Origin of the sequence: Butyrivibrio hungatei (genome assembly GCF_900101605.1) — a bacterium.
Lineage (GTDB): Bacteria > Bacillota > Clostridia > Lachnospirales > Lachnospiraceae > Butyrivibrio > Butyrivibrio hungatei_B.
In genome coordinates this window covers 78,153-95,326 of the sequence record NZ_FMUR01000006.1, presented here as the reverse complement: position 1 = coordinate 95,326, position 17,174 = coordinate 78,153, and the positions used below count along the sequence as shown (strand labels likewise).

Below are 17,174 nucleotides of genomic sequence, written 5' to 3'. Positions count from 1 at the left end.
TGCAATGGACAGTCAGAGTATTACGAAAAAAAAGAGAGATGCGAATATCGAACTTCTCAGAATCGTAGCCATGCTTATGATCATCACTCTCCATTTTAATTATCGATCAAATGCACTGCTTGTACTCGGGGAGCCTGCTTCGAATGTGCAGTTATTTGCAACGATACTTGAAGCCATTGCGATCACCGGTGTCAATGTATATGTGCTTATCAGCGGATATTACCTGTCTTCTTCAAAAGTGAGATTAAGTAAGGTATTACTCCTTATTTTGCAGGTTTATTTCTATACACTGCTTATTTCGGGTGCTATGATGATTGTCGGAGCATATTCTGTTAAGCCTGAAGATAAGCTCGACAGGGCTTTAAGATATCTTTTCCCAATATCGAGTGAGCACTACTGGTTTGTGACGGCGTATGTGATCATGTATGTGCTGGCACCTGTTATGAATGCGGCGGTGAATACTCTTAAGAGAAAACAGCTTAAGACAGTTATAATAGGACTTCTTACATGGTTTTGCTTTATTAAGAGCATTGTTCCCGTAAAGTTTGGTACGGACAGAATGGGATATGATTTCGGGTGGTTCATTTGTCTGTATCTTATCGCTGCATATATCAGAAAATATAATATTGTTCTTTTCAGAGATGCCAAGAAAAGCGCGCTTGTTTATCTGATATCGGTTGTTGTTATAGCGGCGTTCAGCCTGGTATTTTATAAGATCAATTTTGATACGGGCAATTTTAATTACTATGCAGAGGTTCCGTGTCACTATAATTTCTTTTTTGCCCTTACCGGAGCACTTGGGCTCTTTTCGGTATTTAGATTTATGAGGTTAAAAGAAAATCTTCTTGCCGAAGTGATAAGGATAATAGCGCCGTACACTCTGGGCGTGTATCTTCTTCATATGCATTTTGAGATAGCGGACAGATGGGTTGAGTGGATCGAGCATATCATCGGAGAGACACCGCTTGATAACGTGCTTATGTTCTTTATTCATCTGGTTGTTTCGGTTCTTATAGTATTCTTTGCAGGAATCTTTGTGGACTGGATCAGAAAGTATATTTTTAACTTTTTTGGAAGAGTGCTTGGTGATACCCGCTTGTTCAGATTTATCAAACGTGTGGATGATGACTTATGCTAAAAAAAATCAAAAGCTATTTTATGGAATTCAAGGGATTGCAAAGTCTGCCGGAAAGATATTTCTTTCCGGTGGTTCTGTTGTTATATCCCTTTTTTGGTATAACGAAAGGACTTGATATTGTTGATACCACTTATAATCTGGGAAATTATGAGTTTATGGGAAATGTCGATCCCATGTGGCTTTTTTCAACGTTCCTTTCAAATCTTTTTGGAAACATCATTATGAAATTTCCGGGAGCCGGAACAATACTTGGTTTCTCTGTATATTGTACTTTTATTATAAGTGCGATGGCGCTTGTGTCTTACTATGTGCTTCAGAAGTGGATACCCGGCAGGATGGTATTTATAGGAGAGATTATTGCGGAAAGCCTTTGCTGGGCGCCCAGAGTCATTCTTTATCATTATCTTCCGTATCTGCTTGTGACGGTTGGAACATTGCTTCTGATCCGCGGTGTCTTTTCCAAGGAAAAGCAGGAAATCTTGCTGTTTGCGGCGGGTGTGTGCCTCGGACTTAATGTACTGATGCGCTTTCCGGCGATTATTGATTGCGTGCTCATCCTGGTATTGTGGTTTAATTCCTTTATTGCGAAAGATAAGTTTGCGGATGTTGCCAAAAAGACAGGTATATGTATCGGTGGATATGCTGCAGGCTTTGGAGTGCCGCTTTTTCTAATTTCTTTAAGATATGGATTTAATGCTTATCCGGATGCGATAAGTAAACTTTTTGCAATGACAGGCGAAGCTACCGATTATTCATCGGGCGGAATGATCGCCGACATTCTGGAAGCGTACACGCATACGCTTGGAAATATGCTGATAATGATTCCGTGTCTTGCTGCGGGAACTGTCATGTTTCTTGTGGCAAAAAAGAACTATGTATTACTTAAAAAGTTCCTTTATATCGCAGGGCTCCTTTTACTTGCTGTCTACTATGTGAAAAAAGATGTCTTCTCAAGAAATTATTATTACTATGAATCGATGTTTCAGGCAGTAATGATGTTTTTGATAATAACTGTTATCCTTACAATTGCTGATGTAAGCGGTTTTTTTAATGGAGGAGTGGAAGAACGGACTATATCTTTTGCGGCTCTTATGCTTATATTTATACTTCCGATCGGAAGTAACAATCGCACAATGCCGCTTGTAAACTGTCTTTTCTTTGTTGCCCCGGCAGGATTGTGGATAATACAAAGATTTTTACAGAGGTTTGTGGATAATGAGTGGATTTTTGCATGGCAAGCCATGATAACGGGAGTTATCGTTGTGCTTCTGGTGCAGGGCGCTATTTTCCATGCGAGATTTTCTTTTGCGGATCATAATGAAGCCACGCCGGAATTAAAGCTCGACACAAAGGTTACTGATATTGCCAAAGCAATCGGACTTGTGACGACGAAGGCTAATTATGACACGCTAAGCGAACTTAAGAACTGTATTGAAAGTAACGGGCTTACGCAGGGTAAGGTTTTGACATTTGGAAATGTTCCGGGAATATCGTATCTTTTCGATATTGAACCTGCCATAGATACGACCTGGCCGGATCTTGACAGCTATTCTACGGTAAGATTTGCAAGTGCGCTTGAAAAGCTTGATTTGTCGGATAATCCGAATCCGACAGTTGTGATCGGGAAGCTTGATGATATTATGTCAGCAAATCCCAATGTTACAGAAAAAAATAATATGTTATTGGACTATATTAAGAAACACGATTATAATATAATCTTCGAGAGTAATAGATTTACGGTCTATGCCGTTGAAAGTGAGGAGTAGCGTTTTATTATGGAGAATGCCGAGAAAAAGGATATTTTTGACAAGATTATGTCATTACCTGTTTTAAATATTTTCGAACCATTTTATAAAAAATATAAAGAAGGTCTTTTATATTTGTTCTTTGGAGGATTGACTTTCTTTTTGAGTATTTTCCTGTTTTGGTTTATGGATGAAGTCATGCACATCAATGAGCTTATCAACAATACCATTGACTGGGTAATCTGTGTGGCGTTCCAATTTTTTACAAACAGAACATGGGTATTTGACGGTAAAGTTGACACCAAAAAGGATTTCCTTAAACAGGCCGGTTCATTCACGCTTGGAAGGCTTTTCACACTTGTAGTTGAGGATGCGTTGATATTTATCTTTATTACAAAGATGGGATTTGCGAAGATGCCTGTAAAGCTTGTAGCAACATTTGTTGTGATAGTGCTTAATTATGTTATCAGCAAACTGATAGTTTTTAAGAAAAAAGACTGAGTGGGATTAGATACACGGTCTTGGAGGAGTGAATATGCGTATAAATTTTAATGTACCCCCTTATACGGGCAAAGAATTCGAATATATAAAAGAGTGTGTCGAAGCACAGAAGATCTGCGGAGACGGTAAGTATACAGATCTTGACAATAAGTGGATTGAGAAAAAGACAGGCGTTTCAAAAGCGCTTCTTACCACATCATGCACACATGCAACCGAGATGGCTGCAATTCTTGCGGGAATAAAAGAGGGCGATGAAGTTATCATGCCTTCTTACACATTTGTTTCAACTGCAAATGCATTTGTTCTTAGAGGAGCTAAGGTCGTGTTCGTTGATATCAGGCCCGATACAATGAATATCGATGAGAAGCTTATCGAGCAGGCAATAACACCTAAGACAAGAGCTATAGTACCTGTGCATTACGCTGGTGTCGGATGCGAGATGGACACTATCATGGATATCGCCAAGAGACATAACCTTCTTGTTATAGAAGATGCCGCTCAGGGCGTGATGTCAACATATAAAGGCAAGGCACTTGGCGCGATCGGTGACTTTGGTAATTACAGTTTCCATGAGACCAAGAACTACAGCATGGGTGAGGGCGGAGCACTTCTTCTTCGCGATGAAAAGTACGTTGATGACGCCATCATCATAAGAGAGAAAGGAACAAATCGTACTCTCTACAAACTTGGCAAAGTTGATAAGTACAGCTGGATAATGCCCGGATCTTCATTCCTTCCGAGTGATATGAATGCAGCATATCTGTATGCTCAGCTCAACATGGCGGATGAGATCAACAACGACAGATTAAAGAGCTGGAACAGATATTATGAGGAGCTTACACCGCTTGCGGAAAAAGGACTCATAGAACTTCCTTATATTCCGGAAGAGTGTGTTCATAATGCGCACATGTTCTACATCAAGTGTAAAGATTTTGAAGAGAGAAAGGGACTTATCGGATATCTTACATCAAACGATATTCTTCCCGCTTCTCATTATGTTCCTCTTCATTCCTCAAAAGCAGGAGTTAAGTACAGTATATTTAGTGGAGAGGATAAATATACAACCAAGGAGAGCGAGAGACTTCTTCGCCTTCCTATGTACTACAAATTATCAGAAAGCGATCAGGAAGAGGTTATTGCAAGGGTTAAGGAGTATTATAAATTTAACTGATAAAAACGGAGTATTTGCATGAAAAAAACTAAAAATACATACGACTTTATAATTTCATTGCTTTTGACATTTATTGCAGTTCTTTTCATGGGATATATTGGAGATTACTTTTTTGATCTTAATGACGATGTTCTGATGAAGGACATGCTTTCGGGAGCGTACACGGGCGCTCCCGAAGCTCATAATATACAGATGCTGTATCCGATAAGTGCTTTTATATCTATGTTTTACAGAGTGGTAAGAGGCTTTGACTGGTATGGCTTTTTTTTGTGTACCTGCCAGTATCTTTGTGTTTTTCTCATTTCCTACAAAGCGTTGAAGCTTAGCAGGAAAGACGAGCACAAAGTTTTGACTGCGCTTTTTGTGCTGATGTTCTCACTCGGAGTGATCGGGGCACATTTTCTTTTTGTCCAGTATACATTTACTTGCGGATTTTTGTCGGCTACCGCGGCCTTTCTCATTCTTACACATAAAAAAGATGCCGACCATAACTTTGGCATTGCATTTTGGCTTATTCTTACGGCATTTCTTTTAAGATCGGAGATGCTGCTTCTGACGTTCCCGCTGGTATGTGTTGCAATTTTTATCAGATGGATGCTGAACATGAACAAAGAAGAGTTCTTTGAATGCCTTAAGTTGTTTGGCATTATAGTTGCTGCACTTGCGCTTGCGCTCGGAATACATAGATTTGCATTTTCACTGCCGGAATGGAAGGAATACAGCGATATTTTTGATGCGAGAACTGAGTTGTACGACTTCCAATATGTGCCGGAATATGAGGCAAATAAGGATTTTTACGACAGCCTGGGCATTGATAAGAGCGAGTATAGGCTTATAACGTTTGAAAATTATAATATAGGTCTGGACGATGAGATAGATGCGAAAGTTTTGAACGAAGTAGCTGAATATGCGAATAAGTTAAGGTCTGATGAAGAGCCGTTTGCGGAGCGGCTTAAAGCTGCATTTTCAAAGTATATTTACGGTCTTCATAATTTTTCACGTCAGAATACTTATGAGATTGATTCTGAGAATTACTGTCCGTGGAATCTGATAGTAATATTGCTTTACATCGGGGTGCTTGCTTCTTACATATTTCCGAGGCAGGACAGCAGCCAAAAAGAAATTCTTCGTATAGTCGGTGCACTTGCTCTTTTGTTCATATGCAGGACAACGCTGTGGATTTATATTATTATGGGACGAAGAGCACCTATAAGGATCACTCATCCTCTGTATCTTATCGAGATACTGGTGCTGTTTGCGATTCTTTTAAGGCGCGCGGATAAGAGCAGAGCTTTGCCTTATAAGGTAGTATTTGCGGTAATGCTGATCTCTCTTTTATTTGTTCCTGATCAGAAAAAAGTGATCGACTCGGAAATGCAGGCAAGAGAGCTTATGCGAAAACACTATGATGCACTTTATGACTATTTTGCCGAAAATAGTGACAATTTTTATTTTATTGATGTATATACATCAATTTCGTGTGAAAATGATATGGAAGAAGGCGAAGCTACATTCTCGGAAAAGCTTTTTGACAGAGTGAACAACGAATATGCAAATCACGATCTCATGGGCGGCTGGGGAGTAAAGAGCCCTCTTACGATAAAGAAATATTCGAGAGCCGGATACAGCGATATGCAGTCGGGACTTTTGGCGCAAAATGCATATGTGGTACAGTCTGAGTCGGATGAAGACGGAATAGGATGGATCATCGATTATTACAGAGATAAGGGAATTGAAGTTACCGTGGATCGCGAGAAGATCATAGCGGATGCTTTTGCGATATATGCGGTCAGGGAGAAATAGTTATGGGAAAAGAAATACACGACTATGTAATTTGTGGAGAGAAGGTATCTCTCAGAAAGATTACCCCGGAAGATACTGAGCTTATTGTAAAATGGAGAAACAATAAAAGAGTCAGGGAAAACTTTGTTTTCAAGGAACCTTTTACAAAAGAACTGCATGAGAACTGGTATAAAACGAGGATTATTCCCGGTTTCGTTGAGCAGTTTATTATTTGTGAGAATGGCAATGAGCACAGACCTGTGGGAAGCGTGTATTTCAGAGATATCGACAAGGAAAAAAAGTTTGCGGAATATGGTATATTCATCGGTGAGGATGATGCGATCAGTAAAGGCTATGGCAATGAGACTGCGATTCTGGCACTTACTTATGCTAAAGTGAATATAGGTCTTAAAAAAGTTTTCCTGAAAGCATTTGCTCACAACGAAGTTGCGATAAAGAGCTACTCAAATGCAGGATTTGTGAAGACTAAAGACCTTGCACAGGTTGAGTGCAGTGATGGGCAAAAAAGTGATATGATACTTATGGAAAAAATGTTATAAAATAGCTCTGCCATGGATGCAGATCATAAGTCGAAAGGTTTAGATAGAATGCAGAAAAAATCGGTAAGTTTCATAATTCCATGCTACAGATCCGAAAATACGCTGGGTGTGGTCGTTGATGAAATTATAGATACAATGAAGGATTCAGGTGAGTATACTTATGAGATCGTGCTTGTAAATGACGGATCTCCCGACAATACATGGGGAGTTATCAATGAGATTGCGGCTAAACATTCCGAGATTGTGACAGGAATCAATTTTGCCAAGAATTTCGGACAGCATGCTGCTCTTATGGCGGGACTTAATGCATCGAAGGGCGATTATGTGGTATGTCTTGACGATGACGGTCAGACTCCCGCAGGCGAAGTGTTCAAGCTTCTTAATGCGCTTAGAGACGGTGCGGATGCCGTATATGCAAGATATGCGCACAAGCAGCACAACAGTTTCAGAAATTTCGGAACGGCAATGAATGAGTGGATGGCGGAAGTTATGCTTGGAAAGCCAAAAGAACTCTTTGTTTCCAGTTATTTCGGTGTAAGGAGATTTGTCGTTAACGAGATGATCAAGTACGACAGCTCTTTTCCTTATGTTATTGGACTTGTCTTGAGGACAACAAGCAATGTAGTAAATGTTGATGTCAATCACAGAAAAAGAGAAGTCGGACAGAGCGGATATAATCTTGCAAAGCTCTTTATGCTATGGATAAACGGATTTACCGCGTTTAGTATCAAACCGCTCAGACTAGCGACTATGGTCGGATTTCTTTTGTCTGTAGCCGGATTTTTGTTCGGTATTTATACGATCATTTTGAAATTTGTTTATCCGTATGCATCAAATTATAAAGGATATTATGCTCTTATGTCCGCATTGGTATTTATCGGCGGAATGATACTTTTCATGCTTGGAATGGTGGGAGAGTATGTTGGAAGAACATACATTGCGCAGAACAAGAATCCTCAGTATGTAATTCGAGAGACAACACGTGATGATAAAGAGTAATATGGGGCCTGAAAAAATAAATAATAAAAAACAAAACGTAATAGCCTGGCTTATGTCAGGCTTATTTGGCATTTTATCGGGTATTTTTCTGGTATTCGGATATCAGCTTGAAAAGTATGACAACGTAAATTTTAAAGATGCGGGAACTTATGCGCTTATCTTATGTTTTGCCGTAATTCTTACCATAGATGTCCGCTATGTCTGGAGAAATTATGACGGAGCAAGGCAGGGCAAAAAACTTTTCGGCTTTGTGACTTTAGGTGGCAGAACAGAGCCTAAAGAGGAAAAGAATTTCATGATTAAGAGTTGGGCGATCATGGTAGTTCTTAATACTATAGTTATCCTTGCCGAGTTTCCCGGTTTTTTTGTATATGATGCGCAGGATGAACTGAATGAAGTTCTTACCAGAACATTTTCAACGCATCATCCTCTTTTGCATGTGCTTCTTCTTGGTGGCACGATAGCAGTCTTCCATAAACTCACGGGCAGTTGGAACGGTGGAATATTTATATATACTTTTTTCCAGATGCTTGTGATCACACTTATCCTTGCATATGTCATGGATTACATGAGAAAAAAAGGTATCGGAAAACGTTCGCTTATAGCATGGAATTTGTACTACGGAGTTTTTCCCGTCATCGTGATGTACAATCTATGCTCAAGTAAAGACGGACTTTTTACCGCATTTCTGCTGTACGTGACATTATCGCTTATAAAACTTGTTGAGGACAGAGAAGCTTTTTTAAAGAGCAGATTTTCTGTCATAAGCTTTATTGCCTCGGCGGTTCTTATGCCGCTCTTTAGGCACAACGGCTTTTATGCATATCTTGTATTTTTACCTTTTGCATTTATATATTTCAGAAAAGAACTTACGAAGCGCTTAGCGCTTGTTCTTGCCGTGCCTGTAGTTGCATATCTTGTGATAAATGCGGCGCTTGGGGCAATTTTTTCAACAAAAGGAACAGATCATCAGGAAATGCTTACGGTACCTATAATGCAGATGGCAAGGGTATATACCTATGAAAAAGAATCTATGTCACCCGAAGATATTGCTACGCTTAAGACATACATTCCTGAGGATAATCTTGCGAATTATACGCCACGCGTGTCAGATCTTGTGAAGTATGGATTCAACAACGAATTATATGAAAAAAATAGCGGAGATTTTTGGAAACTCTGGATAAGGCTCGGGGCGGGACATCCGGCTACGTACATGAATTCATGGTTTCTTACTTCGTACGGATACTGGTATCCGCCGGCGCTTATCAATGTATATAAAGGAACATCGGTATTTACCTTTACATATACCGACAGTTCTTACTTTGGATATGAAGTGGAACAGCCGGGAGAGCGAAACAGCTATATTCCTGTGATTGACAAGCTTTACAGATATATATCCATCGGGACATTCCACAAGGATGCACCGGTGTTGGCGCTTCTTTTTTCGCCCGGATTTTATATGTTTATCTACCTTTTCGTTATGTTGTACCGCTTGTCAAAAGGAGAGTTTGGAAGGGTTCTGCCGTTTCTGCCATTAATACTGACATGGCTGACGGTTCTTTTGGGCCCCACATACCTCGTCAGATATGTGGTCATATTGTGGTATGCGTTGCCACTTTTATCAGTACGCGAGCCTGTTTGATTAAGGTGGACAGGTATGATAATATTTATCTTGGTTTAGTGCCTAACAAAAGAGGGAAAAGCACACTTGTATGAGAAAAATAATAGATAGAAAAACAGCGTATAGAGCGGTGTTGCTTCTTGTTGCCCTGGTAACCGTTTTGAGTATATGGCCGGCCCGCCTATGGACGGAGGTTATGGATACTTCCGCAGGCGGTGACAGGATAGAAGAAGACAAGCTCGTAAATTTTGAGAATTTTTATTCGCAGAAATTTGTTGCAAGATATGACAGATTAAGTTCTGTGGATATATACATCTCCAAAATGGAGAAGGGAAGATATATTGATGTCACCGTGTGTGACATTGGCGGAAGGGAACTTATAAAGACTCTTGTCGATACCGGAGACAAGGAACTTCCGGGCTATGTGAGAGCGACACTTGAATATAATGTCGAAGTCGGGGAAGAATATATCCTATATGTAAGGGGATGCAGATCAAAGTTTGATATAAACTTGGAGACGGTACCCGAGAATCCCGAATATGTCGGAAGTTTGTATGAACATAGCGCTTACAGTGAAGGCAGCGGTATCACGGAGATTCCAGGAATGCACATTGCGGCGGGATACAACTACAGAATCCCGATATCAAAGAAAATCTCGCTTGCAATTATTGCGGTTATAGCAGCAATTACAGCTTTTTTATACGGACTTATCGGGCTGTATTTTGCAAAGCGCCCCGGCAGAAACGGTTTAATAACTGTCGAGAAGTGCGTGAAATGCGTTGCTAATCCGATTGCCGCGGTTATTTACCCGGCACTTATGATAATGGTCTTTCCTCTTAAAGTCTTTGACGTAAGGGCTGCAGACATTATCTTTTATGAAATAGGACTTATTGTGGCAGCGGGAATAACCTTCTATGCCATTAATCATAAAGCGGTAAAGAGTGAACTGGGTATTTCATTTATTGACGGAATAGCTTCCGGAGACAGAGTGAGATACTTTCTTGTGATGCTTTCAATGGCTATGGGTATCTGGTACTCATGTGCCTGTATGAATGATGATTATGATACATTCAGGCATCTTTCGGAAAGAAAAATGGCGATTTCATTCATTGTAATGATGCTTCTTACGTTTACCGCAAAAGAGGCGTTTAATGTACTTAACATTGTTTGGCTCGTTGTTTCGGGAATAGGCGGAGTTTATTACTATAACCGCAATCTGTTTCCTGAATCGGAGGCTGATTTCACGGAAAAAAATACAGCTATAAAATATGCCGTGATAATCTTCATGCTGAGTGGTTTGGTGGCTATAAATCTCATTAAGCTTCTTGCGGGATATATTAATGAGAAGCTCAATAAGAATATCCGTGTTAATGAAGAACGCGCAAGCGTATCACGCTTCGGTGTTTTTGTATACGTTTTCTTTGTTGTACTCATAGTTATGAGAAACGGCAGCTGGTGGGGCGTTGCACTTGCAGCTACATTCTCCTGTCTGTATTTAAGAGGCCTTGTCTGGAAAGGAAGAAAAGACTGGCTGAGTATACTGGCAGGCGGTCTCATGCTTAACTTTGGTATTTCATTTGTTTATTGTCTCATGTACAGATGCTTTGCGGGCTATGTGAGCGGAAGATACGGTTTCTTGTTCCATACACAGACGGTAACAGCCGAATATCTGACGGTTATGGGAGCGGTCTCGGCAGTTCTTTTGGCTGTAAAGATTGTCGCTCTTCCTAAAGATTCGGGAGCAAAGGAACTTATAAAAACGGCATGGAAAGAGCTTATACTGTTTGGAGTTATTTCTGTTTACGCAATTTTCACCGTTTCAAGAACGGCTTATATTTCACTTTTCATTTGCGCTTTTTGTGTGCTTATGAGTTATAAAAAGAGATTCGGAAAGATACTGATCGCCATGATCGTTTCGGTGGTTGTTTGCTTTTCACCGGTATTTACGCTTCAGAGAATAATCCCTGCAATGGTTGGAAATCCCGTACTGATGGCAAACGATGATACAGATCCTTTTGTCAGAGGCGGAGCTGCATGGGGAAGCACCAATTACATGTGTGTTGAGAGATTTGTCAATCTGTTTGCCGGCAAGATCCTCGGACTTGATATGGGAACGTATGATTATCCTCATGATGTATATAATTACGATCTCGAGACGGGAAAACCACTTTTGGATGAATACGGCGATCCTATTGATGAAACCGTAGAAGAGAATGAATCATTTGGAATGACTGCACCAAATGCAGACAATATGCTTGCTTCAACGCAGTTTACAGATGCAGAGGCAATGATGCTTCTTACTGCGGCAGACGGTGTTGAGAATGAAGCGGAAGAGATTGAGGCCGAAGAAGGTGAATCCGAAGGAGAAAGCACTCTTCTTGATAAGCTTGACAGTATTTCCAATAACAGGATTACTATATACAGAACCTATTTAAAAGAGATGAATCTGACGGGACATACAGATCAGCCAATACTTCCTGACGGAATGGCTGCATATCATGCGCACAACACTTATCTTCAAGTTGCGTATGACAGTGGAGTTCCTGCGGGAATAATGTTTGTGGTATTTGTATTTGGAAGTATTTTTGTTGGATTTAACTATTTTAAGAAGAATAAAGATAAACAGCCGCTGGCGCTTATTCCTTTTGTAATTGCGATCGGATTTATGGTTGCGGGAATAAGTGAATCGGTATTTGAATTCAGTTATCCGATGACACCGGCACTTATGCTTTCAATCTTTCCTTTGATGCAGAATAACAAATGATATCTTAAAAACAGAGAATGGCTATGGATAAGAAAAAAGAACCTTTTAATTATCAGAAATTATATAGGCGTGCGGTACTTATTATTTACGATGTGATAAGTGTAATCCTTGTGAGCTTTATACCTGTACTTATGAGATACGATCTCGATCTCGATCAGGTCGAAGAGCATTTCCTTACGACAACCATCACTTATTTGCCTATAAATATTGTCGTAACCCTTATTGTATTTTATGTTTTTAAGCTTTATGACAGCTTATGGGCATACGCGGGAGAAAGAGAACTACAGAACCTTGTAATGGGCTGTGCCGTTTCAAGCGGTATTACGGCAGTGGGACTTCAGTTTTTCAGAGTTCCCGGACATCAGGCTGAGCCGAAAACCTATTATTTCCTTTATCTGGTTCTGCTCATTGCGCTTATATTTGCAAGCAGATTTTCATACAGATTTTTGCGAAGCGCCAAGCACCATGCTGAGAAGAACAAAAATGCCAAAGCGGTAATGGTCATAGGTGCGGGTGAAGCTGCCAATATTATCATTAAGGATATTATCAAGAGCAATTACAACACAATGTCCATCAAATGTATCATTGATGATGATTCGGACAAGTGGGGCAAATATATTCAGGGTATACGTGTTGTCGGCGGAAGAGACAGGATCGTTGAGTGCGCTGATCTCTATGATATCGATGAGATCATCGTTGCCATTCCTTCCGTTTCAAGACAGGAACTTAAGAAGATACTTGATATCTGTAAGAATACACATTGTAAGATGCGTGCACTTCCCGGAATGTACCAGCTTTTAAGCGGTGAGGTAAACGTATCGCGACTTCGTGATGTGGAAGTTGAAGACCTTTTGGGAAGAGATCCCATTGCTGTAGATATAGATTCCATCGCCGGATATGTCAGCGGAAAGACCGTTATGGTAACGGGCGGAGGCGGTTCTATCGGATCGGAGCTCTGCAGACAGATTGCAGGACATAAGCCGAAGAGACTTATAATAGTTGATATTTACGAGAACAATGCTTACGACATTCAGCAGGAACTCAAGACAAAGTATCCGAACCTTGACCTTGTTGTTCTCATTGCGTCAGTAAGAAATACGCTCAGGATCAATATGATCTTTGAGAAATATAAGCCTGAGATCGTATATCATGCGGCTGCGCACAAGCATGTGCCTCTTATGGAGGACAGCCCGAATGAAGCTATCAAGAACAACGTATTCGGAACGTGGAAGACAGCTATGGCGGCAGCAATGAACGGAACTGAGAAGTTCGTTATGATCTCAACCGATAAGGCTGTAAATCCCACGAACGTAATGGGTGCAAGTAAGAGAATCTGTGAGATGATCGTTCAGACAATGAATAAGCACTATAATACGGAGTTCGTTGCGGTAAGATTTGGTAATGTACTTGGTTCAAACGGCTCTGTTATACCGCTTTTTAAGAAACAGATTGCGGCAGGCGGTCCCGTTACGGTTACAGATCCTAACATCATCAGATATTTTATGACAATTTCCGAGGCGGTCTCACTTGTGCTTCAGGCAGGAGCATTTGCGAAGGGCGGCGAGATATTCGTACTTGATATGGGAGAACCCGTCAAGATACTGGATCTTGCGGAGAACCTCATTAAACTTTCCGGATACAAAGTCGGAGAGGATATCAGAATTGAATTTACGGGACTTCGCCCCGGTGAGAAGCTCTATGAAGAGATGCTCATGGATGAAGAAGGACTTCAGGATACGGCAAATAAGATGATCCACATCGGAAAACCTATTCAGCTCGATGAGATGAAGTTTTTCTCGGGACTTGAGAGGCTGAATATTGCGGCAAAAGAAGAATCACCCGAAATTAGAACTCTCGTAAAAGAGATAGTTACAACATACCATCCCGCCAATAATGAAGCGGACAGTACGGAAGAACACAAAGAAATGCTTAAGCAGCTTGCTGAAAAAATCAATACGGAGGAATGATCGTGGAAATTAGACCCTTTGAAAAGAAAATCTGGCTTTCATCCCCGACAATGCACGGCGATGAGATCAAGTACGTGCAGGAGGCATATGACACCAACTGGATGTCAACCGTCGGAGCAAATATAAATGAGGCAGAGAAACTTATATGTGAAAAAGTCGGATGTAAGGAGGCTGTTGCACTTTCATCAGGAACTGCCGCGCTTCATCTTGCGATAAAACTTGCGGGTGAAAGGCTTTACGGACAGCCGAAGGTCGGTCACGGAACACTTGAAGGAAAGAAAGTATTCTGCTCGGATCTTACTTTCGATGCTACGGTAAATCCCATTGCCTACGAGGGCGGTGAGGCAGTATTTATCGATACTGAAGAAGATACATGGAACATGGATCCCGAATCTCTTGAAAGAGCATTTGAGACATATCCTGATGTAAAACTTGTAGTTGTTGCACATCTCTACGGAACTCCCGGAAAGATAGACGGTATCCAGAGAATCTGTCGTGCGCACAATGCACTTATAGTCGAGGATGCGGCTGAATCTTTCGGTGCAACATATAAGGGAAAGCAGACGGGACTTTTCGGCGATTACAGCATTCTCTCTTTTAACGGAAACAAGATAATAACGGGATCTGCGGGAGGAGCATTTCTTACAAACAGTACCGAAGATGCTCATAAGGTGCGTAAGTGGTCAACTCAGGCAAGAGAGGACGCTCCCTGGTACCAGCATGAGGAACTTGGCTATAACTACAGAATGAGTAATGTTATTGCCGGAATCGTAAGAGGACAGATTCCTTATCTTGAAGAGCATATCGCTCAGAAAAAAGAAATCTTCATGCGTTACAAAGAAGGACTCAAGGGGCTTCCCGTAAGGATGAACCCTTATGATAAGAAGAACAGTGAGCCAAACTTCTGGCTTTCATGCATGATCATAGATGAAGATGTAATGTGCAGACAGGTTCGCGGAGAAAAAGAAGTTCTCTATAATCCCGAACCCGGAAAGACATGTCCCACGGAAATCCTCAGCGCCATTGCCGAGAATAACGCAGAGGGACGTCCGATCTGGAAACCCATGCACATGCAGCCTATTTACAGGTCAAATGCTTTTATCACAAAGTACGGAAACGGAAGAGCGCGCAGTAACGCTTATATTGAAGAGGAAGGCTTTAAGGATGTTGGAGCCGATATCTTCAACAGAGGTTTATGTCTTCCAAGTGATAACAAGATGACAAAAGAGCAGCAGGATATGATCATCGAGATCATAAGAAGATGCTTTGACTAAATGTTTTGAATACGACATATTTCGGAGTAGCTGATGATATATTCAAAATGTATTAAGAGATTGATAGATATAATACTGTCTTTGCTGGTACTTATACCTTTTTGCTGGTTGTATCTTATACTTGCGATACTCGTAAGAGTTAAGCTAGGAAGCCCTGTTATTTTTAAGCAGCCAAGACCCGGAAAAGACGGAAAGGTTTTTAACCTTTATAAATTCAGGACAATGACTGATGCGAAAGATGAAAACGGAAATCTTCTTCCCGATGAAGACAGACTTCCCGAGTTTGGCAAAAAGCTCAGAGCAACCAGTCTTGATGAACTGCCTGAGTTTATCAATATTTTAAAGGGTGATATGAGTTTTATCGGCCCAAGACCTCTTCTTGTAAAATATCTTCCTCTTTATAACGAGGAACAAAGGCACAGGCATGATGTAAGACCGGGACTTACCGGGTGGGCGCAGGTAAACGGAAGAAATCTTCTCAGCTGGGAAGACAGATTTGAGAAAGATGTATATTACGCAAGGAATATTTCTTTTCTTTTCGATCTTAAGATTTTCTTCATGACCATAGCGGTCGTATTTAAACATGATGATATAAACAGTGCCACGGATGCGACGATGGAGGCATTTACAGGCACAAAACCAAAGGAGCGGTAAGATGAACATTTTATTTTGCAGTGTCGGAAGACGCTGTGAACTTTTAAAAGATTTCAGGAAAACTCTTGGAGATAAGGTTCACATGGTTGTTACTGATAACAGCGTATATGCACCTGCTCCGGCTTTTGCGGATGTTTGCTATAAAGTTCCGCTTATAACAGCACCTGAGTATATTCCGACTATTCTCGATATCTGCAGGAAAGAGAAGATCGATGCGGTAACGACGCTTATCGATCCCGAGATCGCGATTCTTGCAACACACAGAAAAGAGTTTGAAGAGCTTGGAGTTGAAGTTCTTGCACCCTACGAAGAAACCGCAAAGTTGTGTTTTGATAAATTTGAGATGTACAAATATCTCTCATCAAAGGGAATAAGAACGGTTAAAACTTACGGTACGTTTTCTGATTTTGACAAGGACTACAAGGAAGGCAAAATAAAGCTTCCCGTCTTTGTTAAGCCAAGAACCGGAAGCGGAAGCGTCGGTGCCCGCAAGGTTGATACCTATGAACTTCTCAAGGAAGTTACAGAGAAAGATCCGGGGCTTATTATTCAGGAACTTATGACCGGAAAAGATATGGATGCCGACATCTATGTCGATACAATAAGTCACAAGCCTGTTGCAATCTTTTCCAAGAAAAAGATTTCTACCACGATCGGTGGAGCGAACAAGACTATTTCGTTTAAAGACGATAAACTTTTTGCATTTGCGCAGAGAGCACTTGAGGTATTTAAGTTTAACGGACCTCTTGACATGGATCTTTTTTATCAGGACGGAGAGTATTACCTCTCTGAGATAAATCCGAGATTCGGAGGAGCTTATCTTCATGCCTACGGCGCGGGAGTCGATTTCCCGTCATTTATTTACAAAAATGTTGTGGAGAAGGAAGAAAATCCTCAGCAGATCGGGCAGTATGACGAGAATGTCGTTATGATGATGTATGACAGCGTTGTCATAGATACATTGGATAACCTTGAGAATCGAATGAGAGAAATCTGAT

General features: G+C 40.9%; 13 protein-coding genes. All 13 read left to right on the top strand.

The window, feature by feature from the left end; all coding sequences use genetic code 11:
• The first annotated feature begins 4 nt into the window (after positions 1-4).
• The 13 genes from BLP87_RS05250 (at position 5) to BLP87_RS05190 (ending at position 17,173) form a co-directional block, all read left to right on the top strand.
• Entirely contained in the window at positions 5-1,138 is a 1,134-nt protein-coding gene (locus tag BLP87_RS05250; protein ID WP_074461759.1) for an acyltransferase, read from the top strand.
• Entirely contained in the window at positions 1,132-2,904 is a 1,773-nt protein-coding gene (locus BLP87_RS05245) for a hypothetical protein (RefSeq protein ID WP_074461758.1), read from the top strand. Before BLP87_RS05250 ends, BLP87_RS05245 begins: the two co-directional genes overlap by 7 nt.
• A gap of 9 nt (positions 2,905-2,913) precedes the next feature.
• Positions 2,914-3,384: a GtrA family protein gene (locus BLP87_RS05240; protein ID WP_074461757.1), complete on the top strand. Its 471-nt coding sequence runs from the start codon at positions 2,914-2,916 to the stop codon at positions 3,382-3,384.
• 34 nt (positions 3,385-3,418) lie between these two features.
• Positions 3,419-4,555 carry a dTDP-4-amino-4,6-dideoxygalactose transaminase gene (gene rffA / locus BLP87_RS05235; RefSeq protein WP_074461756.1) on the top strand — a complete coding sequence of 379 codons (1,137 nt, stop codon included), beginning with the start codon at positions 3,419-3,421 and terminating at the stop codon, positions 4,553-4,555.
• A gap of 18 nt (positions 4,556-4,573) precedes the next feature.
• Complete coding sequence (locus tag BLP87_RS05230; protein WP_074461755.1) at positions 4,574-6,358, top strand: hypothetical protein; 1,785 nt, start codon at positions 4,574-4,576, stop codon at positions 6,356-6,358.
• Positions 6,359-6,360: 2 nt separating this feature from the next.
• Positions 6,361-6,897, top strand: a complete 537-nt coding sequence (locus BLP87_RS05225) for a GNAT family N-acetyltransferase (RefSeq protein WP_074461754.1) — start codon at positions 6,361-6,363, stop codon at positions 6,895-6,897.
• A gap of 48 nt (positions 6,898-6,945) precedes the next feature.
• Complete coding sequence (locus BLP87_RS05220) at positions 6,946-7,896, top strand: glycosyltransferase (RefSeq protein ID WP_074461866.1); 951 nt, start codon at positions 6,946-6,948, stop codon at positions 7,894-7,896.
• On the top strand, positions 7,883-9,538 hold the full coding sequence (locus BLP87_RS05215) for a DUF6020 family protein (protein WP_074461753.1): 1,656 nt from the start codon (positions 7,883-7,885) through the stop codon (positions 9,536-9,538). Before BLP87_RS05220 ends, BLP87_RS05215 begins: the two co-directional genes overlap by 14 nt.
• Positions 9,539-9,608: 70 nt before the next feature.
• Complete coding sequence (locus tag BLP87_RS05210; protein WP_083334489.1) at positions 9,609-12,281, top strand: O-antigen ligase family protein; 2,673 nt, start codon at positions 9,609-9,611, stop codon at positions 12,279-12,281.
• A gap of 23 nt (positions 12,282-12,304) precedes the next feature.
• Positions 12,305-14,248 carry a polysaccharide biosynthesis protein gene (locus tag BLP87_RS05205; protein WP_074461751.1) on the top strand — a complete coding sequence of 648 codons (1,944 nt, stop codon included), beginning with the start codon at positions 12,305-12,307 and terminating at the stop codon, positions 14,246-14,248.
• The gene (locus BLP87_RS05200; protein WP_074461750.1) at positions 14,245-15,522 is read left to right on the top strand and encodes a DegT/DnrJ/EryC1/StrS family aminotransferase; all 1,278 of its coding nucleotides are present in this window, start codon (positions 14,245-14,247) and stop codon (positions 15,520-15,522) included. Before BLP87_RS05205 ends, BLP87_RS05200 begins: the two co-directional genes overlap by 4 nt.
• 33 nt (positions 15,523-15,555) lie before the next feature.
• Positions 15,556-16,176 (top strand): sugar transferase, encoded by a 621-nt coding sequence (locus tag BLP87_RS05195; protein ID WP_074461749.1) that lies wholly within the window; start codon positions 15,556-15,558, stop codon positions 16,174-16,176.
• 1 nt (position 16,177) lies between these two features.
• A complete protein-coding gene (locus tag BLP87_RS05190) occupies positions 16,178-17,173 on the top strand; it encodes an ATP-grasp domain-containing protein (protein WP_074461748.1) in 996 nt (331 codons plus the stop codon).
• Position 17,174 lies beyond the last annotated feature (1 nt).

Excerpts from the sequence above, each read along its gene's own strand:
- BLP87_RS05230 (WP_074461755.1), top strand. The coding sequence starts at position 4,574 with ATGAAAAAAACTAAAAATACATACGACTTTATAATTTCATTGCTTTTG.
- BLP87_RS05225 (WP_074461754.1), top strand. The coding sequence starts at position 6,361 with ATGGGAAAAGAAATACACGACTATGTAATTTGTGGAGAGAAGGTATCT.
- BLP87_RS05190 (WP_074461748.1), top strand. The coding sequence starts at position 16,178 with ATGAACATTTTATTTTGCAGTGTCGGAAGACGCTGTGAACTTTTAAAA.
- BLP87_RS05195 (WP_074461749.1), top strand. The coding sequence starts at position 15,556 with ATGATATATTCAAAATGTATTAAGAGATTGATAGATATAATACTGTCT.
- BLP87_RS05210 (WP_083334489.1), top strand. The coding sequence starts at position 9,609 with ATGAGAAAAATAATAGATAGAAAAACAGCGTATAGAGCGGTGTTGCTT.
- BLP87_RS05220 (WP_074461866.1), top strand. The coding sequence starts at position 6,946 with ATGCAGAAAAAATCGGTAAGTTTCATAATTCCATGCTACAGATCCGAA.
- BLP87_RS05200 (WP_074461750.1), top strand. The coding sequence starts at position 14,245 with ATGATCGTGGAAATTAGACCCTTTGAAAAGAAAATCTGGCTTTCATCC.
- BLP87_RS05240 (WP_074461757.1), top strand. The coding sequence starts at position 2,914 with ATGGAGAATGCCGAGAAAAAGGATATTTTTGACAAGATTATGTCATTA.
- BLP87_RS05205 (WP_074461751.1), top strand. The coding sequence starts at position 12,305 with ATGGATAAGAAAAAAGAACCTTTTAATTATCAGAAATTATATAGGCGT.
- rffA (WP_074461756.1), top strand. The coding sequence starts at position 3,419 with ATGCGTATAAATTTTAATGTACCCCCTTATACGGGCAAAGAATTCGAA.
- BLP87_RS05245 (WP_074461758.1), top strand. The coding sequence starts at position 1,132 with ATGCTAAAAAAAATCAAAAGCTATTTTATGGAATTCAAGGGATTGCAA.
- BLP87_RS05250 (WP_074461759.1), top strand. The coding sequence starts at position 5 with ATGGACAGTCAGAGTATTACGAAAAAAAAGAGAGATGCGAATATCGAA.
- BLP87_RS05215 (WP_074461753.1), top strand. The coding sequence starts at position 7,883 with ATGATAAAGAGTAATATGGGGCCTGAAAAAATAAATAATAAAAAACAA.